General features: G+C 63.7%; 19 protein-coding genes. 14 read left to right on the top strand and 5 right to left on the bottom strand.

The window, feature by feature from the left end:
• Positions 1-44: 44 nt before the first annotated feature.
• Together metW and metX are read right to left on the bottom strand one after the other, a co-directional pair.
• On the bottom strand, positions 45-686 hold the full coding sequence (metW, locus tag HPTL_RS09690; protein WP_119335789.1) for a methionine biosynthesis protein MetW: 642 nt from the start codon (positions 684-686) through the stop codon (positions 45-47).
• A gap of 11 nt (positions 687-697) precedes the next feature.
• Positions 698-1,822 (bottom strand): homoserine O-succinyltransferase MetX, encoded by a 1,125-nt coding sequence (gene metX, locus HPTL_RS09695; protein ID WP_119335790.1) that lies wholly within the window; start codon positions 1,820-1,822, stop codon positions 698-700.
• Positions 1,823-1,949: 127 nt separating this feature from the next.
• Here metX and mtnA point away from each other — a divergent pair, with 127 nt between their 5' ends.
• Entirely contained in the window at positions 1,950-3,026 is a 1,077-nt protein-coding gene (mtnA, locus tag HPTL_RS09700; RefSeq protein ID WP_119335791.1) for an S-methyl-5-thioribose-1-phosphate isomerase, read from the top strand.
• A gap of 6 nt (positions 3,027-3,032) precedes the next feature.
• Here the strand turns inward: mtnA and ftsH are convergent, their stop codons facing one another.
• Positions 3,033-4,928: an ATP-dependent zinc metalloprotease FtsH gene (ftsH, locus tag HPTL_RS09705; RefSeq protein WP_119335792.1), complete on the bottom strand. Its 1,896-nt coding sequence runs from the start codon at positions 4,926-4,928 to the stop codon at positions 3,033-3,035.
• 70 nt (positions 4,929-4,998) lie between these two features.
• On the opposite strand from ftsH, the gene HPTL_RS09710 reads away from it, so the two are divergent.
• The 6 genes from HPTL_RS09710 (at position 4,999) to HPTL_RS09735 (ending at position 10,217) form a co-directional block, all read left to right on the top strand.
• Positions 4,999-5,439: an Hsp20/alpha crystallin family protein gene (locus HPTL_RS09710; RefSeq protein ID WP_197713681.1), complete on the top strand. Its 441-nt coding sequence runs from the start codon at positions 4,999-5,001 to the stop codon at positions 5,437-5,439.
• Between the two features lie 37 nt (positions 5,440-5,476).
• Entirely contained in the window at positions 5,477-5,890 is a 414-nt protein-coding gene (locus tag HPTL_RS09715; RefSeq protein ID WP_119335793.1) for an Hsp20/alpha crystallin family protein, read from the top strand.
• 72 nt (positions 5,891-5,962) lie between these two features.
• Positions 5,963-7,102 (top strand): S1C family serine protease, encoded by a 1,140-nt coding sequence (locus tag HPTL_RS09720; protein WP_119335794.1) that lies wholly within the window; start codon positions 5,963-5,965, stop codon positions 7,100-7,102.
• A 21-nt stretch (positions 7,103-7,123) separates the two neighbouring features.
• Complete coding sequence (locus HPTL_RS09725) at positions 7,124-7,522, top strand: diacylglycerol kinase (protein ID WP_119335795.1); 399 nt, start codon at positions 7,124-7,126, stop codon at positions 7,520-7,522.
• A gap of 9 nt (positions 7,523-7,531) precedes the next feature.
• Positions 7,532-8,872: a sigma-54 interaction domain-containing protein gene (locus tag HPTL_RS09730; protein WP_119335796.1), complete on the top strand. Its 1,341-nt coding sequence runs from the start codon at positions 7,532-7,534 to the stop codon at positions 8,870-8,872.
• 355 nt (positions 8,873-9,227) lie between these two features.
• On the top strand, positions 9,228-10,217 hold the full coding sequence (locus HPTL_RS09735) for an SLAC1 anion channel family protein (protein ID WP_119335797.1): 990 nt from the start codon (positions 9,228-9,230) through the stop codon (positions 10,215-10,217).
• Positions 10,218-10,250: 33 nt separating this feature from the next.
• On the opposite strand, the gene HPTL_RS09740 is transcribed toward HPTL_RS09735, so the two are convergent.
• Positions 10,251-11,711 carry a cobyric acid synthase gene (locus HPTL_RS09740; protein WP_119335798.1) on the bottom strand — a complete coding sequence of 487 codons (1,461 nt, stop codon included), beginning with the start codon at positions 11,709-11,711 and terminating at the stop codon, positions 10,251-10,253.
• Positions 11,712-11,875: 164 nt separating this feature from the next.
• Between HPTL_RS09740 and HPTL_RS09745 the strand changes: the two genes are divergently transcribed.
• Genes HPTL_RS09745 through HPTL_RS09770 form a run of 6 tightly spaced genes read left to right on the top strand, consistent with a single transcriptional unit; the run spans position 11,876 to position 19,231 of the window.
• Complete coding sequence (locus tag HPTL_RS09745; protein WP_119335799.1) at positions 11,876-13,387, top strand: protein adenylyltransferase SelO; 1,512 nt, start codon at positions 11,876-11,878, stop codon at positions 13,385-13,387.
• A 21-nt stretch (positions 13,388-13,408) separates the two neighbouring features.
• Positions 13,409-14,371 carry an adenosylcobinamide-phosphate synthase CbiB gene (gene cbiB, locus HPTL_RS09750; RefSeq protein ID WP_119335800.1) on the top strand — a complete coding sequence of 321 codons (963 nt, stop codon included), beginning with the start codon at positions 13,409-13,411 and terminating at the stop codon, positions 14,369-14,371.
• The gene (locus HPTL_RS09755; RefSeq protein ID WP_119335801.1) at positions 14,368-15,525 is read left to right on the top strand and encodes an aminotransferase class I/II-fold pyridoxal phosphate-dependent enzyme; all 1,158 of its coding nucleotides are present in this window, start codon (positions 14,368-14,370) and stop codon (positions 15,523-15,525) included. The genes cbiB and HPTL_RS09755 overlap by 4 nt, the downstream gene beginning before the upstream one ends.
• A complete protein-coding gene (locus tag HPTL_RS09760) occupies positions 15,509-16,738 on the top strand; it encodes a glycosyltransferase family 4 protein (protein WP_119335802.1) in 1,230 nt (409 codons plus the stop codon). The genes HPTL_RS09755 and HPTL_RS09760 overlap by 17 nt, the downstream gene beginning before the upstream one ends.
• Before the next feature lie 4 nt (positions 16,739-16,742).
• Positions 16,743-17,777, top strand: coding sequence for a GNAT family N-acetyltransferase (locus tag HPTL_RS09765; protein WP_119335803.1), 1,035 nt, complete (start codon positions 16,743-16,745; stop codon positions 17,775-17,777).
• Entirely contained in the window at positions 17,774-19,231 is a 1,458-nt protein-coding gene (locus tag HPTL_RS09770) for a lipopolysaccharide biosynthesis protein (RefSeq protein ID WP_170141334.1), read from the top strand. The genes HPTL_RS09765 and HPTL_RS09770 overlap by 4 nt, the downstream gene beginning before the upstream one ends.
• On the opposite strand, the gene HPTL_RS09775 is transcribed toward HPTL_RS09770, so the two are convergent.
• On the bottom strand, positions 19,221-20,210 hold the full coding sequence (locus HPTL_RS09775) for an OmpA family protein (protein ID WP_119335805.1): 990 nt from the start codon (positions 20,208-20,210) through the stop codon (positions 19,221-19,223). The two genes, HPTL_RS09770 and HPTL_RS09775, sit on opposite strands and share 11 nt — an antisense overlap.
• Positions 20,211-20,354: 144 nt before the next feature.
• Here HPTL_RS09775 and HPTL_RS09780 point away from each other — a divergent pair, with 144 nt between their 5' ends.
• Positions 20,355-21,362: a polysaccharide biosynthesis/export family protein gene (locus HPTL_RS09780; RefSeq protein WP_119335806.1), complete on the top strand. Its 1,008-nt coding sequence runs from the start codon at positions 20,355-20,357 to the stop codon at positions 21,360-21,362.
• The last annotated feature ends 9 nt before the right edge of the window (positions 21,363-21,371 follow it).

A 21,371-nucleotide genomic window follows, 5' to 3' on the forward strand; every position in this document is an offset into this window, starting at 1 on the left:
GTGCGCACTGCGCGCCCACACCATCGTTCATACGGGCGCGCAGATCAGCGACGCGCCAGCCGCGCGATCGCCAGTGTCGCCAGAAAATTGAGGTCGGCATCCGGCGGAAGCGGCTGGTGCTGATCGTCGAACCCCATCCATTCCAAAATTTCGATGTCCAGAAGATCGCACAGGGTGGTGAAGTCCGCAACCGTGAAGAAACGGATGTTCGGCGTGTTGAACCACTGATGCGGCAAGCTTTCGGAAACCGGCATCCGCCCTTCCAGAATGCTTTTGCGGTGTTTCCAGAACGCGAAATTGGGAAAGCTCACCACCGCTTCGCGCCCCACGCGCAGCATCTCTTGCAGGATTCCCTGCGTATTGTGCATCGCTTGCAGCGCCTGACTCATGATCACGCGGTCGAAAAAGCCATCCTCGAACCCAGCCAGTCCTTGATCGAGGTTGCTTTGGATCACATTCACCCCGCGGTCCAAACAGGCGATCACGCGATTGACGTCGTTTTCGATACCGTAGCCCACCACCCGCTTGGTTGCGCTCAAATAGGCAAGGAGCGCCCCGTCACCGCACCCGAGGTCGAGCACCCGCTCTTCCGGTTGAACCCATCGAGCGATCGCGGCAAGGTCGAAGCGCAACGCCGATTCCGGCTGGGCCGTTTCGTTCGTGGCAGGGGTCGTCACCGTACTCATCCGCTCCTCCTTCAGACCGCCACTTGGTTGAGGTAGGCCCGCACCGCGGCATGATAGTGGGGATGCTCCAAGAGAAAGGAGTCGTGCCCCGCTTTGCTCTCGATTTCCAGATAACTGACCGGCTTTTCCGAATGGACGAGCGCCGAGACGATCTCGCGGCTGCGCGCCGGCGAAAAGCGCCAGTCGGTAGAAAAGGAGAGCACGAAGAAACGCGCCTGCGCGCGGGCGAACGCCTGCGCCAGATCCCCACCGTATTCGGCCGCCGGGTCGTAGTAGTCGAGCGCACGCGTCGTCAAGAGGTAGGTGTTCGCATCGAAATAGCGGGAAAATTTCTCCCCCTGGTACCGCAGATAGGATTCGATCTCGAATTCGACGTCGTACGAATAGCGAAACGCGCCATGTTTCAACGCCCGCCCGAATTTTTCTGCCATCGCATCGTCGGAAAGATAGGTGATGTGGCCGATCATCCGCGCAAGCATCAATCCGCGTTTCGGCACCACCCCGTAGCGGTAGTAGTCGCCACCATGGAAATCGGGGTCGGAAAGGATCGCCTGCCGCGCCACTTCGTTGAACGCGATGTTCTGGGCCGTGAGCTTCGGAGTGGTGGCGATCGCCAACACGTGCCGAACCCGCTCAGGATACTGCAACGCCCACGAAAGCGCCTGCATCCCACCGAGCGACCCACCGATCACCGCCGCGAACTCGCTGATGCCCAGACGGTCGGCAAGGCGCGCTTGCGCTTCGACCCAATCTTCCACCGTCACGAACGGAAAGCGGGAACCGTACGGCTCTCCCGTCTCCGGATCGATCGATTTGGGACCGGTCGAACCGTAACAGCCGCCGAGATTGTTCACCCCGATCACGAAAAATTTCCGGGTGTCGAGCGGTTTCCCCGGTCCAACGAAATTGTCCCACCAGCCGATGTTCTTCGGGTCGTCTTCGTAGTAACCGGCAACATGGTGCGAACCGGAAAGCGCGTGGCAAACGAGCACCGCATTCGTTTTCGCTGCGTTGAGTTCGCCGTAGGTCTCATAGACCAGTTCGTAGCGCGGCAACACGCCGCCGCTCTTTAGCCGCAGCGGTTCGTCGAAGACCATCCGTTGCGGCGACACTACCCCGACTGATCGCACTGCCATCCTTTCTCCCCAGTTGCGGCGCCGAAAGGAGCGCAAGCCTACCCAAAAGTAAAGCATTGTAAGCAAGTTTGCCGCGGTTGCAAAGGGACGTACAATCTTGGCCGGGTGTCTCCGCAAGAGTGTCCGAATGACCGCTACTGTCAAGCTTCCGCCCTATGCCACGATCCGTCGTGACGAAGATACCGTCGTGATCCTCGACCAGCGCGAACTTCCGTTCGCGGTCCGCTTCTTGACTTTGCGCACGCTCGAAGATACCGCGGACGCGATCCGGACGATGGCGGTACGCGGCGCCCCGCTGATCGGAGTCACTGCCGCGTTCGGCGTCGCGTTGGCGCTGCAACGAGACGCGCGTGATGCGGCGCTCGACGACGCGATCACGACGCTCGCCACCACCCGCCCCACCGCCGTGAATCTGCATTGGGCGCTTGCGCGCATGCGTCAGGTACTCGCGCCGCTTGTGCCCGCCGAACGCGCCCAAGCCGCGTGGGAAACCGCCGAGCGGCTGCGTAACGAAGACGCCGCGCTCTGCCACGCGATCGGCGAAACCGGGTTGCCGTGGCTGCAAGCCGCGGAGAAAAAGCGTGCCGGTGAACCGGTGCGGGTTTTGACCCACTGCAATGCCGGTTGGGTGGCAACCTGTGGAATTGGCACCGCGCTCGCCCCAGTCTATCTGGCGCACCAAGCCGGTATCGCGGTCGAAGTCTTGGCGAGCGAAACGCGACCGCGCAATCAGGGTTTGCTGACGGCGTGGGAGTTGTCGGTTGCAGGCATTCCTGCTCAGGTGGTCACCGACAATGCGGCAGCGTGGTTACTCGCGAACGGCGTGGTAGACTTGGTGATCGTCGGCGCGGATCGCATCGCCGCCAACGGTGACGTCGCCAACAAGGTCGGGACCGCGCTCAAAGCATTCGCCGCGCACACCTACGGCATTCCGTTCCTGGTTGCTGCGCCCACGAGCACGTTCGACCCCGATTGCCCCCACGGTGGCGCGATCCCGATCGAAGATCGGGGCAGCGACGAACTCACCCATGCGGTGGTACGAACCGCAAACGGCGTCACGCGGCTGCCCGCGTTGCCTGACGGTATCGGTACCGGCCCCAACCCGGCGTTCGACGTCACTCCGGCCCGCTTCGTCACCGCGATCCTCACCGAACGCGGTGCGATCGCACCGCCGCTTGCCGGGCCTTGGTGCCGGAGTCACTAGCAACCGTCACGCTTCGTCTGGCGCTTCCTCCGTCGGCGCGGCCAAAGCACCTGCGGTGCGATCGGTGCCGTGCACACAGGGGGGTTGGACGAGGTCGCGCAAAAGCGCCTCGACCTCGGGTTCTTCCAGCGTCTCTTTCTCGAGGAGCGTTTGCGCCGCGGCTTCGAGCGCGTCACGGTTCGCGCGCAAGATTTCCAGGGAACAGGCAAATGCGGTCATCACGATTCGCCGCACCGCGGCGTCGATCTGCTCGCGCACCCGCTCCGAAACCGCCGCAAGAGCTTGATCGGCAGGAACGGCCCCTTCCAAGAAGCGGGGGCGCTGCGTTTCGAACGCAACGAACCCCAAATCCTCATCCATCCCGTAGCGCGTCACCATGTCGCGTGCGATCTGGGTCGCCCGCGCCAGATCGTCCGCAGCGCCGGTCGAGAGGTGACCAAAAACCAGCACTTCGGCAGCGCGTCCGCCCAGCAGCACCATGATCTTACGCTCCAGCTCTTCGCGCGTCAATAGATACCGATCTTCGGAAGGGCGCTGCAGGGTATAGCCCAGCGCGCCGACGCCCCGCGGCACGATCGAAATCTTGTGCACGGGGTCGGTACCCGGTAGCGCCCGCGCAACCAACGCGTGGCCGATCTCGTGGTACGCCACCACTTCGCGCTCGCGTGTGTCGAGCGTTCGGCTCTTGCGCTCAGCGCCTGCCACCAACCGCTCGAACGCGGCGGTGAAGTCGCTCATCGTCACCGCGTCGGCTTTGCGGCGCGTGGCCTGGATTGCCGCTTCATTGACGAGGTTCGCAAGATCGGCGCCGGCAAAACCGGTGGTCATCGCCGCGACCTTTTCGAGGTCGACATCCGGTGCCAAGCGGATTTTCTTCGCATGTACCTTCAAGATCGCCAACCGCCCCGCTTTGTCCGGACGGTCGACGACCACTTGGCGATCGAAGCGGCCCGCGCGCAGCAGTGCCGGGTCGAGAATTTCAGGCCGGTTGGTCGCGGCGAGCACGACGATCCCCGCGGAGGTGTCGAACCCGTCCATCTCCACGAGCAGCTGATTGAGCGTCTGTTCTTTTTCGTCGTGTCCGCCTAATCCCGGAAACGCACCCCGTGCGCGTCCCAGCGCATCGAGTTCGTCGATGAAGATGATGCATGGCGCGTGCTGTCGCGCCTGTTCGAAGAGGTCGCGCACCCGCGCGGCGCCCACCCCGACGAACATTTCGACGAACTCCGAGCCGGAGATGGAAAAGAAGGGCACCCCGGCTTCCCCTGCCACTGCTTTCGCGAGCAGCGTCTTCCCGGTGCCCGGCGGGCCAACCAAGAGCACCCCCTTGGGCATCCGCGCCCCCAACCGGGTATATTCCTGCGGATTCTTGAGAAACTCGACGACCTCTTGCAGTTCGGCTTTCGCTTCATCGACCCCGGCGACGTCGTCGAAAGTCACGCCAGTGGCTTTTTCGACATAGACCTTCGCGCGGCTCTTGCCGATGGTCATGAACCCGCCCATCCCTTGACGATCGAGGAAGCGGCGGAAGAGGAAATACCAGACGGCGAAAAAGACCAGAACCGGCACGACCCACGACAACAGATCGCGGAAAAAGGTGTTTTCCAACCGCCGGGTATAAGTCACCCCGTATTTTTCCAACCGCTCGGCAAGCTGCGGTTCGACCAGCGTCGCGACCAACGCGCGCTTGTTCCCTTCCGGCTGCTTCAAGATGCCGGTCACCGTACGCTCACCGATCACCACTTCCGCCACGCGCCCTTCGGCCAGGGCGCGCTCGAATTCGGAGTAAGGCACCGGCTCGACCTGGCTCGCTGCTTGCCATTGGCTTTGGAAAAGCAACAGCAGCGCGATCGCGATCAACCAGTAACCGACGTTGAGATTCTGTTTTTGTTGCTCGTTCATGGCACCCTCTTGAAAAGCGCGGTTCCAACCCTATGAAAAGAGCATAACACATCAACCAAGGAGTGACGAAATGATGAGCCTTCTGCGTTTTCCTGCGCACGTTTTCGAAGAGTTCGAACGGTTGCAGCGCGATTTGGAACAGGCGCTCGCGGGGTGGCCTTTGTCGCTACGCGAAGCAAGCGGCGTGCCGCTCTTTCCCGCGGTCAATGTCGGTCGAACGAACGATGCGATCTTCGTCTACGCGTTTGTCCCGGGTGTCGACCCCAACGCGCTCGACATTACGTTGGAGCAAGGGGTATTGACGATTGCGGGCGAGCGGGGCCCGTGGCAGCCGAAAGAGAAAGAGACGATCTACGCGCAAGAACGCTTCAGCGGCAAATTCAAACGGACGCTGACGTTGCCGGAAGATGTCGACCCCGACCAGGTCGACGCGAAATACCGCGACGGGGTCCTCACCATCCGCATCGGCCGCAAAGCACACCTGATGCCGCGCCGCATCGCAGTGCAGTGAGATCTGCCCAGGACGGCGCATGAGAAAGGAGGTAACGATGACCACGCAAAACGAACGGACGGTACCAACCACGACCGCGAACCCGAACGAAACTACGAACCCGCGCACTTCGGAGAAGGTCACCGCGGTTCCACCTCGCGTCGATATCGTGGAAGACGAAACGGGCATCACCTTGTGGGCCGACCTTCCTGGCGTCAGCAAAGAGGCGTTGGCGGTGAAAATCGAAGGCGAAACGCTGACGATCGAAGGTAACGTCACCCTCTCGACACCGGAAGGGCTGGAACCGCTCTACGCCGAAGTGCGCGCCCCCCGTTTCGCGCGGCAATTCACCCTTTCCCGTGAACTCGATCCGGAAGGGATCGAAGCCAAACTGCACGACGGCGTTTTGCACCTGCGCATCCCCAAACGCAAACACGCCCAACCGCGGCGCATCACCGTTCAGGTTGGCTAACCCTTTTCTCTGGACGCAGCCGAATCGTCGCTGCTACAATGGGGCGCATCCGGGTCACCGAGGATGCGTCCCATGCGTTTCAGCGAACCTCCCACAAGCGGCAGACGGCTCCTTTCACCGCTGGTCTGGGTTGCCTTTGCGATCATCGCCGCCGCAGCTGTCACCGGTTGGCTGGTTCCCAAAGAGAGTGCTTTACCGCGAGAAGCCGTCGATCCGCGGCCCGTGGTTGCCCGCGGCGATCTGGCGGCAGACGAACAGAACGCGATCGAAGTCTTTCGCCTTGCCTCTCCCTCCACGGTCCATATCCGCACCGCGCAAACCGCACTCGATTTCTTCTCGCTCAACCTCTTCGCGATTCCCAAAGGCAGTGGCACCGGCTTCATCTGGGATCGGCTCGGTCACATCGTCACCAACTTTCACGTGATCGAAGGCGCCGATCGCGCGTACGTCACGCTTGCGGATCAAAGCACCTGGCAAGCGACGATCGTCGGCGCCTATCCGGACAAAGACCTGGCAGTGCTGCGCATCGGCGCGCCGCGCGAGCAACTGCACCCCATTCTCATCGGCGAAAGCCGGTCGCTTCAGGTGGGGCAGCGGGTCTATGCCATTGGTAACCCGTTCGGCCTCGACCAGACCCTTACCACAGGGATCGTGAGCGCCCTCAACCGCGAGATCGAATCGGTCACCGGGCGGCCCATTCGCGGCGTGATCCAAACCGACGCCGCGATCAACCCCGGAAACTCCGGCGGGCCGCTGCTGGATTCCGCGGGCCGACTGATCGGCGTCAACACTGCGATTTACAGTCCCAGCGGCGCGTTTGCCGGGATCGGGTTCGCGATTCCCGTCGACGAAGTGAACCGTATCGTCCCGCGACTCATTCGCGACGGCCGCTTGATCCGACCCGCGCTGGGCATCCGCGTCGCTCCGCCAGCATTCCTCGAAGCATTAGGCATCGCGCAGGGTGTCGCGGTGATCGGCGTCGATCCCAACGGTGCCGCGGCGCGCGCCGGGATCGTTCCGTTCCGCCCGACGCGCGACGGTGCGGTGATCGCTGGCGACGTAATTGTCGCACTCAACGGCGAACCCACACCCGACCTCGAAACGCTGCTCGATCTGTTGGAGCGCCACCAACCCGGCGAAACGGTCACCTTGACCGTCGAACGCGCGGGCGAGCGCCGCGAAGTGCCCGTAACCCTGGACGTCGCGTCGTGATGGCGTCTTGAGTGACTGCTGATGCGCCCGTTTCGCCCCTCGGAACCGGAATCGTCGTTCAAAAGCCGCGGGGGATTCCAGCGGCTGGGCGGCGCGTTGCGCTATTCGCTGCGCGGGCTCGCTGCGGCGTGGCGTTTCGAGGCGGCGTTTCGCCAAGAAGTGGCGCTCCTCTTGATCGCGCTTCCGCTGGCGATGTGGCTTGGCGAAACCACGGCGGAACGGCTGCTCCTCGTGCTGAGTCTCGTCGCGGTACTCGTCGTCGAACTCCTCAACTCAGCGATCGAGGCCCTTTGCGACCTCGTCCATCCCGATCCCCACCCACTGATCGCGCGCGCCAAAGACCTGGGAAGCGCTGCGGTCTTTCTGACGCTCATCGCAGCAGCGGCGCTTTGGCTCTTCCTGTGGCTGGAACGGTTCTGACACCGCATCATGACCGCGACCGATCCTTCCCACGAACTCGGCGCACTGGTGGCGTGGCTCGACGCGCAAGAATCGCCTTACGTCGTGATCGACCGCGACTATCGCGTGGTTGCCGCAAACCCTGCCTACCGCGAACTCATGGGCCCGTTCGGCGAAGCCACGACCTGCTACCGCCTCTCCCACCACTACGACGTCCCGTGTGACCGCGCCGGTGAGACCTGCCCCCTCCAAACGGCGCTGCGTACCGGAACGAAAGCGCGAACGGTCCACCGCCACCACACCACCGATGGCGAACGCTACGTCACGATCGAACTCACCCCGTTGCCCGACCAGACGGGCACCATCCGCTGGTTGGTCGAACGGCAGCAGCCGCTGCCGATCGACCGTCACGGTGAGACTGGGACCCAACTCATCGGACAGTCACCCGCATTTCGCCGGATGGTCGAATTGATCGATCGAGTGGCGCGTGCCAACGCGGCCGTCCTGCTGCAAGGCGAATCGGGTACCGGTAAGGAACTGATCGCACAGGCGATCCACCGCATGAGCCACCGCGCCGACAAACCCTTCGTGGCGGTAGATTGCTCCGGCATTCCGGAAACCTTGTTCGAGTCGGAACTGTTCGGACACGAAAAAGGGGCGTTTACCGGCGCGACCCAGCGAAAAATCGGGCTCGTCGAAGCCGCCGACGGCGGCACCCTGTTCCTCGACGAATTGGGTGACATCCCCTTGTCGATGCAGGTAAAACTGCTGCGTCTGCTGGAAACGGGCACCTTTCGCCGTTTGGGGTCGACCGAACTGCGTACCACTGACATCCGTCTGATCTCCGCAACCCATCAACCGTTGGCGGCAATGGTGCGCGAAGGCCGCTTCCGGCAAGACCTCTTCTACCGCGTCAATACCTTTCCGATCCGTGTCCCGCCGCTACGTGAGCGCACGGGCGACATCCCGCCCCTTACCGCGGCGCTCCTCAAACGAATCGTGCCCGAGAAGCCACCCACGGTGACTCCGGACGCGATGGCGCTACTCGAAGCGTACCATTACCCCGGCAACGTACGCGAGTTGCGCAATATCCTCGAGCGTGCGGTGCTTTTGAGCGACGGCCAAACGATTCGTGCCGAAGACCTCCCTGACGAGGTCCGTTTTCGGTCGGCCGAAGCACTAGTCCCGCAGGCGAGCCAAGGCGCCGGGCACGCGGTCGACGCGCTCGATGACGCACGGCTGCGCCGACTGGCGGAAACCTTTCCTGGCCCGCGCCGCGCTCTGGCCGCCCATCTGGGGATCAGTGAACGCACCCTCTACCGACGCCTCGCGGCGTTGGGGATCGCGCGCCGCAAACCCGGTAAAAAATGACAAGATACTGCCAATCTGTCGCATCGTGTCAGTATCTGGCAGTTTCGTAACCGTCGTTTTCGTCCTTCGTTCGGCCCCTACCTCAAAAAATTCTTTTTGCTTCAGTGATTTACCAATAATTCACCCCAGAAGAATTTTTTGGCACGCCATTTGCTGTACGCTTCGATGAAGCGAACTTTTGACCTGTGTCCAATGTTTGGCACCTCCAACCCCAACGCACAGGTCTCATGGGTCTCTCCTCCTAACTTCGCTTCTTTGGCGGCGCACACCCGTGCGCCGCTTTTCTTTTCCGTTTATCAGAAAATAGCGATTTGCTAGAATAGCGTACCGTGCTGGTGCCGATGAGGAAACCCCGATGCGTCAACCAACTGCCGAACCGTCGCACACCGTGCAACCCGACGTGATCCGCTACTTTCCGTTGCCGCTCTTTGCTTCGATCATGGGGCTCTGCGGATTGGCTTTGGTCTGGCTCAAAGCCGCCCATCTGTGGCACTGGCCCGCAGTGATCGGGCAGGCCGTGGCGGTTGCGGCAACCGCGCTCTTCCTCCTTTACGGATTGCTCCTACTCTTGAAAGCCGCGCACAACCCCCAAGGCATCCGTGAGGATTGGCGCCATCCGGTACGGCTCAACTTCTTTGCGGCGATCACGATTTCGCTGATGCTCTTGGGAACCGCGTACCAGAGTTTTGCCCCGGGAATCGGCCATGGATTCTGGCTCGTCGGCGCGATCGGACACGCAATCCTCGTTCCCGTGATGATGCACATCTGGCTCCACCACGCCCACTACCAACTGACCCACATCAACCCGGCCTGGTTCATCCCGGTGGTTGGGAACGTCGTCGCGCCGCTTGCGGGCGTCGGGTACGGCCATCTCGAAGCAAGCTGGTACTTTTTCGCGATCGGGATCGTCTTCTGGTTGGTGCTGATGACGATCGTCATGCACCGCCTCATCTTCTTCGAACCGCTGCCGCAGCGGCTCGCCCCCACGCTCTTCATCCTGCTTGCGCCGCCCTCGGTCGGGATGCTCGCGTGGCTCAAACTCGACGGTGAGACGCTCGACGCTGCTACACGCATCCTCTATGGGGTCGCCCTCTTTTTGGCGCTGGTGCTCGCGACGAACGCGGCGCGTTTCGCCAAAGTACCCTTCTTTCTCTCCGCCTGGGCCTATTCGTTCCCCCTCGCGGCGCTCACGGTCGCGACGATGACGATGGCACACCTCACCGCGAGCCGCGGTCTGCACACCCTTGCCCTCATGCTCGTCGCGCTCACCACCGCGGTCGTATTGTGGCTGATCGTGAAAACGGCGCTTGCCGCAGCGAAACGGGCGATCTTCTTACCCGAATAAACGCAAACGGGTCAAGCCCCAAGCACGCAGCGACTAACACCCGACGAGTGCGCGCCAATCGCAGTGGGTTGCGACGCTGTCGGCCAGCCGCTCGATCATCGCTTCGCGCCGCGCCTCGGCATCGATCGCGGTGAGCGACCCTGCACCTGCCCAACGCGCGAACGCGGCAAACGCCGGCGCGGCGTCGAAGAGTCCGTGCCAGTAGGTTCCGACGATCTGACCATCTGCCGAAACCGCCCCGTCGCCTGCGCCGTCGTCACCCGTCAGAAGCGGCGCAGCGAGTGCCGCCCCGTCGCTCACCCCCAGGTGAATCTCATAGCCCGTCACGGGAACCGGCGTCGCGCCGACGACCGCAGGGTGGATCATGCGGCCGCGCGCTTGCGTGAGGCGCTTGGCGCGCGTGAGCGTGGTCGTGATCGCGAGCAACCCCAACCCTTCGCTGTGCCCTGCCGCCCCTTCGACTCCCTCGGGGTCAGCGATCGATTCACCCAGCATCTGAAAACCGCCACAGATCCCAATCACCTTGCCGCCGTAGCGCAAATGGCGCAAGAGGTGCGCATCCCCTTGCTGCGCGCGTAGCCAGGCCAAATCGGCGCGCACCGCTTTCGACCCCGGGAGGATCACCAGGTCGGCACCCGGCCACGGGCCGCCCGCCCACCAGCGAAAATCGACCTCCGGGTGGAGCCGCCACGGGTCGAGGTCGGTGTGGTTCGCGATCCGGGGGTAAGCGATCGCCACCACCCGCAGCTTGGCGTCGCACCGCACCGCTGCCGACTGCAAACTGTCTTCGGCGTCGAGCGACCAATTGCGCAAATAGGGGAGGACGCCAAACACCGGCTTGCCCGTACGTTCGGTCAGCCATTCGATCCCTGGCGTCAAAAGCGAAACGTCACCGCGAAAACGGTTGATCACGAAGCCGCGAATCCGCGCCACTTCGCTTGGCGACAGACACGCAAGAGTCCCGACGAGCTGCGCAAACACCCCGCCGCGATCGATATCGGCAACGAGCGCTACCGGAATGTCGACCGCTTCGGCAAACCCCATGTTCGCGATGTCATTCGCGCGCAGATTGACCTCGGCAGGGCTGCCCGCCCCCTCGACCACGATGAAATCGTACTGTGCGGTCAGACGCGCCCACGATTCGAGCACCGCTTCGCGTGCGCGCCGTTTGTAGTCGTGGTACTGCCGCGCGTCGAGCTGCGCCGCCACCCGCCCGTGGATCACCACCTGTGCGGTGCGGTCACTCTGTGGCTTCAAGAGCACCGGATTGAAATCGGTATGCGGAGCAAGCCCCGCTGCTTGTGCTTGCACCGCCTGTGCCCGCCCGATCTCGCCGCCGTCGATGGTGACCGCAGCGTTGTTCGCCATGTTCTGCGGTTTGAAGGGGGCCACCCGTACGCCTTCACGCCGCAGCAGCCGACACAGTGCAGCGACGAGCGTACTCTTGCCAGCGTCCGAAGTCGTTCCCTGAATCATGATCGCGCGTGTGTGCATCGCGTCATTGTACCTGCAGCGCCGCTTACCCCCTAACCCGGTTGGGTTGCCAAAGCACCGCCCCCACGCTACGCTTACCCAAACCCAACAAAACCCAACCAAACCCAACCAAACCGAGCCAAACCAACCGCAACCAAACCCAAGTTCCCCACGGAGTCCCAGAGATGCCGTCGACACCCCACGTTGCGCTCCCCCCGTTTCCGTTCGACAACACCTTCGTCCGCGAACTGCCCGATTTCGCGATCCCGTGGCAACCCGACCCCGTCCCCGACCCCAAGCTCGTCTATCTCAACCACGAACTTGCGGCCGAGCTCGACCTGCCGCTCGCGATGCTCGACGAAGCCACCTGCGCAGCGCTTTTCACCGGCCAACAGCTGCCCGCAGAAGCCGAACCGGTCGCCCAAGCGTACGCCGGACACCAGTTCGGCGGATTCGCCCCAGTACTCGGGGATGGCCGAGCGCTCCTTTGGGGCGAGGTCGTCGATCGCCACGGCAATCGCCGCGACCTGATGTTCAAAGGCTCCGGCCCGACCCCTTTCTCACGCGGCGGCGACGGCAAGGGGGCGCTCGGGGCGATGCTCAAAGAGGCGCTCTACGGCGAAGCGCTGCACGCGCTCGGTATCCCGACGACACGCGCACTGGCGGTAGCAACGACGGGGGAATGGGTCGTACGCACACACCGCCACCCTGGCGCGATCCTCACCCGAGTTGCCGCGAGCCACCTCCGCGTCGGCACCTTCGCTTTTTTCGCCGCGCTCGGCGAACGCGAAAAACTGGAACGGCTGACCCGTTATGCGCTCGCGCGCCACTACCCCGAACGCGTGACGGACACGGCACCTCCTGCGCTCGCGCTCCTCGAAGCGGTAGCGGAACAGCACGCGCACCTCGTCGCGCAATGGATGGCGGTCGGATTCATCCACGGCGTGATGAACACCGACAACATGACGATCAGCGGAGAGTCGATCGACTTCGGACCGTGCGCCTTTCTCGAACCGTTCGACCCGCAAACCGTTTTCAGTTCGATCGACCGCTTCGGCCGCTACGCCTATCGCGAACAGCCCCGCATCGCGCAGTGGAACCTCGCCCGGCTTGCCGAAGCACTGCTGCCGCTGCTCGACCCCGACCCGCACACTGCAGTGACCCTTGCAAACCGCGTCCTCGAGCGCTTTCCCGCCTTGTACGAAGCGGCCTGGCTCGCCGCGATGCGCCGCAAATTGGGGTTGACGCCGGACGGCGACGCGCGGACGATCGCGCACGACCGAGCACTCATCTCCGACTGGCTTGATCTGCTGGCGACGCACGCCGCCGATTTCACCGCCGCTTTCCGGGCGCTCGTGCGCTTCAGCGTCGGTAACGACGCCCCGTTGCGCGCGCTCATTCCCGATCCCGAACTGTCGCGATGGCTCGAACGGTGGCAACACCGCGTGGGCCTGGTGCCAGGGCAACTGAACCACGCACTCGCCGAACGGCTCGCGCAAGCAAACCCGTGGCTGATCCCACGCAACGAAGCAGTCACCGCCGCATTGAGCGCTGCCGAAGCGGGCAGCCTCACCCCGTTCGAACGGCTCCTGGTCGCGATACAAAATCCCTTCCGTGAAAATCCTGCGTACGCCGACCTGGCGCGCCCCTCCAGCCCAGAATTTCTCGCGCAGTTTCGCACCACGTGTGGCACCTAATGTTCTGCGATAATCGCGGCCATGACCCACTTGCTTGCGCTCCTCATCGGTTTGGCTTGGGACCGCCTGATCGGCGAGCCGAAGCGCTTTCATCCCCTGGTTGCGTTCGGACGCTGGGCCGAGCGGTGTGAACGCTGGGCGCGCGAACGCGGCTTACACACGCAGCGCGTCGGGCCCCAACCCACCCCCGATTCCATGGCTACTGCAATGTGGCGTGAGCGGCTCGCCGGACTCTTCGCTTGGCTGGCGGCAGTGACCCCGCCGCTGTTGCTCACCCTCTGGCTGTTGGCCGCATTCCCGAAACTGCGCTGGCTCTGGGAAGGGCTCATCCTGGGTTTGGCGCTTGGCTGGCGCAGTCTCGAAGAGCACATCGTGGCCGTGGCCGACCCCCTGGCGCGTGGTGATCTTCCCGCCGCACGTGCCGCGGTGGCGAAGATCGTCAGCCGCGACGCGGCGCTCTTGGACGCCCGCGGCGTGGCCACCGCTGCGACCGAATCGGCACTCGAAAACGGCCACGATGCCGTGATCGCGCCGCTCTTCTGGTTCGCCGTCGCGGGCGGCATCGGGGTCTTGCTCCACCGCCTGGCCAATACGCTTGACGCGATGTGGGGGTACCGAACCCCGCGCTACCGTGACTTCGGCTGGTTCGCCGCCCGAGCCGACGACCTCCTTGGCTGGCCGAGTGCGCGCCTCACCGCGCTTGCCTACGCGCTTGCCGGTCATGTTCGCGACGCCCTGCGCTGTTGGCGGCGCCAAGCCCCCCATTGGCCCAGCCCGAACGCCGGCCCGGTAATGGCTGCGGGCGCGGGCGCACTGGGCGTGCGGCTCGGTGGCCCCGCCCCCTACCACGGCGTCTGGCAACCGCGCGGCACGCTCGGCTGCGGCGCTCCTGCCACACCAGAAACACCGCTTGCCGCCCTTGCGCTCCTGCGCCGCGCCACGATCGGCGTACTCCTTTTGACCGCGTGGTGGGTAAGCCGATGAGCGTCTCCGAGCACGCGAACCCCGCGATCGGCCACGGCGGGCGCCTGCGCGCTGCGATCGCCCGTTACGGCGGGCCTCCAGAGCGCTGGATCGACCTCTCGACCGCAATCGCCCCATGGCCATACCCACTCCCGCCGGTCCCTCCCGAAGTCTGGCAACGCCTCCCTGAGCCCGACGACGCGCTGCCCGCGGCGATCGCCACGTACTACGGCGCCGACGGGCTTCCGATCCCCGGCACCCAAGCGGCGCTGCAAATCCTCCCTACCCTCTTTCCCGCGATCCGCACCGTAGTGATCCCCACCCCGAGCTACGGCGAATACCAGCGCACCTGGGCGCTTGCCGGCCGCTTGGTCCGAACCGTACCGCTCACTGCCTCAGCGATCGACCAGGCACTCGAAACGGCCGACGCCCTCGTTTTGGGGCAACCCAACAACCCCACCGGCCACCGCTGGTCGTTCGACCAGATCCGCGCCTGGCACGAGCGGCTGGCGCGGCGTCACGGTCTGCTCGTAATCGACGAAGCGTTTGCCGACGCCGAAGCCATCGCCACCGCCCGCCCCAGTCCGCTGCCCGCATGGGCCACCCAAACTCGTGGCGCAGTCATCCTCCGATCGCTCGGCAAGTTCTTTGGCCTGGCGGGCCTACGTTTTGGCGTTGCGTTTGGCGAACCCCCACTCCTTGCCGCGCTCGACGCACACCTGGGCCCATGGGCGGTCAGCCACCCCGCGCGCTGGGCCGCGACCCTTGCGCTTTCCGATACGACGTGGCACAAACGGCAACTCATGCGCATGCAACGCGCATACCACGAACTGGCAACGGTGCTCGCGCAAACGGGTTGGTTGTCGGTCACCCCCTCCAATCCCGCCCCACAAACCTTTCGTGATGGACTCTTCCCCTACGCGATCCTACTCACCCATCCCGATCCGGAAGTGGCCGCGACGCTTTTCGCAACCCGACAGATCCTTGTCCGTTCGTTCCCAACGCTGCCGTTTTTGCGTGTCGGCATCGCCCCAACGGAACAGATCTCTGAGCTGAGGGCACGCCTCTTGACGCTGACGCCCGAAAGCGCCAAAGTCCCCACTCGGTGTGGTGCGGTTACAATTCACCACGGCACCTCCGCGACAGGCCACTGCGACCATGGACCCAAAACCTAACCCCACCCTTCGCACGCTTTGGTATGTGCACTACCAATCGAGTCCAACCGACGGCTCCGCGGTCCATGTTGCCGAATTCATCGCGGCTTTCGCAGCGCTCTGCGCACAAAGCGGTGTGCGCTTTCGTGTCGTCGCGCCTCCACAACGGTCCAGGGTGCCGACGACGAACGAGACGGTGTGGCGCAAAGTCCGTCGCGCGTTGGGGCGTTACTATCTGCGCGACCTGCTCCTTTTGTGGCGGCAGTGGCAGCGGTCGCGTCAAGAAGGCGCGCAGCTCGACGCCGATCGCCCCGATCTGGTGATCACCCGTTATGATGCCGAAACGCTGTCGATCCACTGGGCGTGTCACAAACGCGGGATCCCTGTGGTCACCGAATTCAACGGCATCGACCGCGGCGAACTAAGAGGCACCTACCTCGACGTCAAACCGCTTCCCTGGTGCGATCGCCTCTTCAGCAATTGTCATGCGTTCGCCCTCTCAGCGGGCGCGCTTACGGTCACGGGTGCGATCGCCGCGCCGTTACACCGCTGCAACCCAGACCAGAAACCGATCACTGTCAATCACAACGGTGTCGATACCACCCGCTTTCACCCCGAGATCGACGCAACACCCCTGCGGCAGCAATGGCAGTGGCCAACCGAGACGGTGGTAATCGGCTACAGCGGCAGTTTCATCGTCTGGCACCGGCCGCAACGGCTCATCGAAGCGTGGCAGCGGCTTCGCGCAGCAGGCCACCCCGTCGCGCTGCTCCTCATCGGGCGGCACGACGAAGCGGTTGCGCGCAGGCTAGCGGAGTTGCCCGCGCACGAACGTCGATGGGTCGTCTGGACCGGACATCTGCCTCATGACGCGATCCCACAGCACCTGGCGGCGATGGATATCGCGGTGCTGCCCCACACCCAACCCTACTGTTCGCCGCTCAAACTCTTCGAATACATGGCGATGGGCAAAGCAGTGGTTGCGCCTGACACGGCAGGTGTTCGGGAAGTGCTCACGGCCGAACGCGAAGGGTTGCTGTTCGACCCGGACGACGACTCCACCTTCTTTGCGGCGCTCGAACGCTTGGTACGCGACGCGCCGCTGCGCCATCGCCTGGGCGACGCGGCACGGGCACGGGTTGAACGGGAATTCACCTGGACGCACAACGCGGAGCGAGTCTGGACCACCGTGCAAGCGGCGTGGCAATGGCACCACCAAAAGGCGCGGCGGTGACGCGATGACCATTCGGTGGCGCTGTTATACCGAACCCTGGTGGCAAACACAACCGGAACGGTGGCACGAATGGGTTGCTGCGGCCGAACTCCCCCTCTTTTGCGACACCCTTTGGCTCGACGCCGTGGTTCGCCACTATCGCCCCCGCTTGCGTCTATGGGTTGCATTCGACGGGGCAGAACCACTCGGCGCGCTCCCGCTCGAAGCCGTGCGTTGGCACGGTTTTTCGGCCTGGCGTTGGCTGGGTGCCGCATTGCACCCCGATCATCTCGACCTCGTCGCCCCTCTGGCGCACCAGGATCGGCTCTGGCACAGTTTTCTCTCCGACGTGGTGGCACACGCCGACGTCACGCTCCTCTTCTGGGAAGGGGTGCGAAGCACGAGCGCGCTGTTGGCGCTACCGTGGCCGAAAACGCTCGTACTGTGGGATCGGCCACCCCGGCGCTGCCCCTATATTCCCCTAGCGGGAATCCCAGACATCGACGCGCTGGCACGAAACTGGCGCCCCAAATTGCGTAAAGAACTGGCCTACTGGCACCGCCGCATCGCACGCGACACTCCGAACGCCACGCTTCGTGCCGTTCCAGCGGACGCGATCGGGGATACCCTGAAGCAGCTCGCTCAGTGGAGCACGCGCCAGCACGGTGCCGCGTCGGCATGGAACGACCCCCGGTTCGTCGCGTTTCACCATGACCTTTCGCACAGCCTCCACGCCTCGGCGCAACTTGGGCTCTACACCTTCGGCGAACCCGGCACACCGTGGGCGATCGCCTACGGCTTTCACGACCAAGGCACCTACCGCTATTACCAACCGGCGTTCGACACCGCTTTTGCGCGCTTCAGCCCCAGCAAAATGCTCATCGCCGCGCTGCTCGAAACCGGCATCGCAAAGGGGTGGCGGGAGTTCGATTTCCTGCTGGGCGACGAACCCTACAAGTTCGAATGGGGACCGCGCGTGCGCGAAGAGGCCGACTGGCGCGTCGCGAAAGGGTGGCTTGGGCGCGTGCTCGTCACGTGGCTGACAGGTTGGTCGCGATGAATCCCCGTGAGCGCAAAACCGGCAGCGGGATGGCTTGGACGATCGCACGCGCGTTGCTGCAACTTTTCCTCAGCGTCGGTGTCGGCGTTGCGCTTGCGCGGCTTTTACCGCCGCGTGATTTCGGGGTCGTCGCGATTGCTACCGGTTTTGCCGTCCTTGCCGAAGCGCTGGCGATGGCCGGGTTGGGATCGGCGCTGATCCAAAAACGGCGCATCCGACGCGCCACGGTCGAAACCACGTGGCTACTCTCGCTTCTGCTCGCTACCCTTTTTCTCGCACTCTTTTTTGCCGCGGCGCCAATTCTGAGCCTCTGGTTCGACGCGCCGGAACTCAAACCCATTTTGCCGATCATCGGTGCCACCCAAGCGGTAATGACCTTAGGGATCGTACCGCGCGCGCTCTTGCGCCGCCACCTCCACCTCAAACGATTGGCGCTGATCGATCTCCTCAGCTACGCGCTCGGCTACGCGGCGGTCAGCGTGACGCTCGCATGGCACGGCTGGGGCGCCGTCAGCCTCGCGTGGGGATTCTTCGCCTGGTGGCTACTCGCCACCCTGCTTTGCTGGCACGCTTCGCGTATCCGCGTCTGGCGACCACGCTGGTCCGCGCAGGAAGGAACGGCGATTGTGCGCTACGGCCTCACGTTGAGCGCCAAGGGGTTTATCGTCTATTTGGGCGGCGCGCTCGACAGCCTGATCCTGGGGTGGCTCCTTGGCCCTGCACCGCTTGGCCTCTACCAGCGGGCCGCGCAACTGGCATCGATCCCTCTGCAACGCCTGGGCGCTACGGTCGGCCACGTGATGTTTCCGGCGTTTTCGCTGATTCAACAGAATCGGGTGAAATTGGCGTGTGCGCTCCTCGACGCCCAAAAGACGCTCGCGCTCGTCTGTTATCCGATCCTGGCTGCGCTCGCCGCCGTTCCCGAGGTCGTGATCGTCGCGCTCTACGGCGATGCTTGGCGTGACGCGGCACCCATTCTGCGCATCCTGGCGCTGATCGCGATGCTCGATTTGACGCACCATCTGGCTGGCCCTCTGCTCGAAGCGTGTGGCCGCGCCAAAAAAGAGTTGCGCCTGCAAAGCGGCTATCTTGGACTCCTTGCCGTCAGTTTGCTGGTTGCGGCCCCATTGGGACTGCACGCTGCAGCGTGGGCGCATCTCATCCCCAGTCTTTACCTCTTGGCAACCATGGGAACCGTCGCACTGGGACTTCTACGCCTCGATTGGCGGCCCTGGTTGGGTGCGAACCGCGCAGGCTTAGCGCTCGCTGCGGCGACGGCGCTCACCGCGCTGCTCCTCTCTTTCGCGGTGCGCACGGCTTTGCCGTCGGCTTCTCCGATCACGGAATTCCTGATCGTCGTGCTCGGTTGCGCGTCGGTCTATGGGGTGGGTCTGTGGCGTATCCCAGGCCCCCACCAACGGTGGTGGCGCAAAGAAGGCGCGCTCAACGACTGAGCAGCCAGACCTCGACGACGCGGTTACGCGCTTCGACCACCCCGTCTGGTGTCGGAACCGGAACGCGCCGCTCACCGTACGCGCGCGCTTCGACGATACGATCGCGCCCGATCCCTTCTGCCGCCAAAAGGCCCAACACGTGCCGGAGCCGTCGCTGCGCCAACGCGTCGTTGTAGCGCGTGCTCGCCGAAAGGTCGGCATGGGCGGCAACGACGATCATACCCGGGTGCGTTTTGGCCGCCTGGGCCCAGTCACGCAGTTTTTCCCGTTCCGCCGCCGAGAGCTGATCCTTGTCGAGGTCGAAATAGAGCGACAGGGGCGCACACGCGTTCGCGACACACGCAGCAGCACCCTCCGGTTGTCTCGGCGTTGGCGCGGGAGTCACGGCGGGGGCTCCGTTGCCCGCTTCCAGTTGACTCATCGCTTCCTCGTACGCCATGCGACAACGGTGCACGTACTCAGGATAGCGATTGGCTTCCTGTGATTCCATCCAGCAGTCGAACGCCACCTGCGCCCGCGCGGCAATGCGCGGGTAACGCTGGTCGGCACCTTGATCGAACGCGCGCATCAGACGGGTTCGCGCATAGATGAGATCCTGAAGCGCATATTTCGGCAACACGCGCGCGGCGATCTCTTCTGGCCAGATCCGCTCACCGCGCGCGGCGGCGCCTGCGCGCTGCAAAAATTTTGCGGCGTCGGCAAAGTCGCTGGCACTATCGCGCTCGCGCGCCAATTCGCGGTAGCCCATACTGAGTGCCCCGAGGAAATCTTGCCCGGCCGGTCCGTCGAAGAGGTGATCGGCGTAGCGCTCGACGATCGCACCGCTCGGCGGTGGCGCCGCGACCCCTTGCGTCGCGGGCAAAACCCCCCGTTCCTTCTCTTCTATTCCCGGCACGTTGTAGGCTGCCGACTGACACCCCGCGATCAATGCCACCACCCCAACCGCGACCAACGGCAAACGAGACGTTCGCACTTCCACGATACGACCTCCCTACCCGCTCGACATGTCTTACAATATACACGACAAATTGCGCCATAACGAACGAAACACCCACAAAAATTCGATCGTGCGCGATTTATCCACTATACTGTCATCAGCAGATCGAATAGGGGGGGTACGTTTATGTCGGTTTTTCGGCTGCGCAAAGGGTTCATGGCACTGGTTGCAGTAACCCTGATCCTCACGGGATGCGCCACCCCGCGGCCAGAGATCCCCAACGGGGTTTCCGTCCATACTTCCGACGTGCGGGAAAATACCGCGCTCTTCGTCGGGCGCGACTATCTCCTCTCCCCAGGTGACGAACTCGAAATCGTCTACCAATTCGACACGCAACTCCAACCCGAATACCGGCTGGCGATCGGCGACCAGATCCGGGTCGAATTCGTCGACTACCCGCAGCTCGATCGCACGGTCGACGTCCGCCCGGACGGGCGGATCACCGTTCCGTACATCGGGGACGTCAGCGCCGCAGGAAAAACCCCGGAGGAATTGGCGCGTGACCTCGATCGCCTCTACAGCAAACTGCTCACAAAGCCCCGTAGCACCGTAAGCTTGGTACGCTACGGTCAGCGCATCCGCGACCTCAAAGAAGCGATCCGCACCGCAACGCGCGGGCAGAGCCGGTTGACGGTCGTCGGACCCGACGGCCGAATCACGCTCCCGCTGATCGAACCGATCTTCGTCGCCGGGAAAACGATCGACGAAGCCCAGCGGGCGATCACCGCGGCGTATGCCCGTGTCATCTCGGGTCTCAACGTCTCGACGCTGCTCCTCAAAGCGACGGGTAACCGGGCCTATGTCTTCGGCTATGTCGGACGACCCAACTACGTCGAACTGATCGGCCCCACCACCGTCACCCAGGCGATCGCGATGGCTGGCGGGCTCGACCCGCGCGCCGAAGCCCGCACCGTTCTGCTGATCACCCGTGACGAAGCGAACCACCCCGTGGGTCGCGTCATCGATCTCAACGCGATCCTGACCACCGGCAATTTGGGGAAAGACCCGATCCTGCGCCAAGGTGATGTCATCTATGTCCCCAACACGCGACTGGCTGATGCGGCGCTTACTGCGGAACAGCTCTGGTCGTTGATCCCCCGCCCGTTCAGTTTCAGCTATCAACGGAACCTGTAAGGATCTCGC

Origin of the sequence: Hydrogenophilus thermoluteolus (assembly GCF_003574215.1) — a bacterium.
Classification (GTDB): domain Bacteria; phylum Pseudomonadota; class Gammaproteobacteria; order Burkholderiales; family Rhodocyclaceae; genus Hydrogenophilus; species Hydrogenophilus thermoluteolus.

Excerpts from the sequence above, each read along its gene's own strand:
- HPTL_RS09755 (WP_119335801.1), top strand. The coding sequence starts at position 14,368 with ATGAGCGTCTCCGAGCACGCGAACCCCGCGATCGGCCACGGCGGGCGC.
- HPTL_RS09710 (WP_197713681.1), top strand. The coding sequence starts at position 4,999 with ATGATGAGCCTTCTGCGTTTTCCTGCGCACGTTTTCGAAGAGTTCGAA.
- HPTL_RS09730 (WP_119335796.1), top strand. The coding sequence starts at position 7,532 with ATGACCGCGACCGATCCTTCCCACGAACTCGGCGCACTGGTGGCGTGG.
- HPTL_RS09745 (WP_119335799.1), top strand. The coding sequence starts at position 11,876 with ATGCCGTCGACACCCCACGTTGCGCTCCCCCCGTTTCCGTTCGACAAC.
- ftsH (WP_119335792.1), bottom strand. The coding sequence starts at position 4,928 with ATGAACGAGCAACAAAAACAGAATCTCAACGTCGGTTACTGGTTGATC.
- HPTL_RS09780 (WP_119335806.1), top strand. The coding sequence starts at position 20,355 with ATGTCGGTTTTTCGGCTGCGCAAAGGGTTCATGGCACTGGTTGCAGTA.
- HPTL_RS09740 (WP_119335798.1), bottom strand. The coding sequence starts at position 11,711 with ATGCACACACGCGCGATCATGATTCAGGGAACGACTTCGGACGCTGGC.
- cbiB (WP_119335800.1), top strand. The coding sequence starts at position 13,409 with ATGACCCACTTGCTTGCGCTCCTCATCGGTTTGGCTTGGGACCGCCTG.
- HPTL_RS09725 (WP_119335795.1), top strand. The coding sequence starts at position 7,124 with ATGCGCCCGTTTCGCCCCTCGGAACCGGAATCGTCGTTCAAAAGCCGC.
- HPTL_RS09760 (WP_119335802.1), top strand. The coding sequence starts at position 15,509 with ATGGACCCAAAACCTAACCCCACCCTTCGCACGCTTTGGTATGTGCAC.
- HPTL_RS09720 (WP_119335794.1), top strand. The coding sequence starts at position 5,963 with ATGCGTTTCAGCGAACCTCCCACAAGCGGCAGACGGCTCCTTTCACCG.
- mtnA (WP_119335791.1), top strand. The coding sequence starts at position 1,950 with ATGACCGCTACTGTCAAGCTTCCGCCCTATGCCACGATCCGTCGTGAC.
- HPTL_RS09715 (WP_119335793.1), top strand. The coding sequence starts at position 5,477 with ATGACCACGCAAAACGAACGGACGGTACCAACCACGACCGCGAACCCG.
- HPTL_RS09765 (WP_119335803.1), top strand. The coding sequence starts at position 16,743 with ATGACCATTCGGTGGCGCTGTTATACCGAACCCTGGTGGCAAACACAA.
- metW (WP_119335789.1), bottom strand. The coding sequence starts at position 686 with ATGAGTACGGTGACGACCCCTGCCACGAACGAAACGGCCCAGCCGGAA.
- HPTL_RS09770 (WP_170141334.1), top strand. The coding sequence starts at position 17,774 with ATGAATCCCCGTGAGCGCAAAACCGGCAGCGGGATGGCTTGGACGATC.
- HPTL_RS09735 (WP_119335797.1), top strand. The coding sequence starts at position 9,228 with ATGCGTCAACCAACTGCCGAACCGTCGCACACCGTGCAACCCGACGTG.
- metX (WP_119335790.1), bottom strand. The coding sequence starts at position 1,822 with ATGGCAGTGCGATCAGTCGGGGTAGTGTCGCCGCAACGGATGGTCTTC.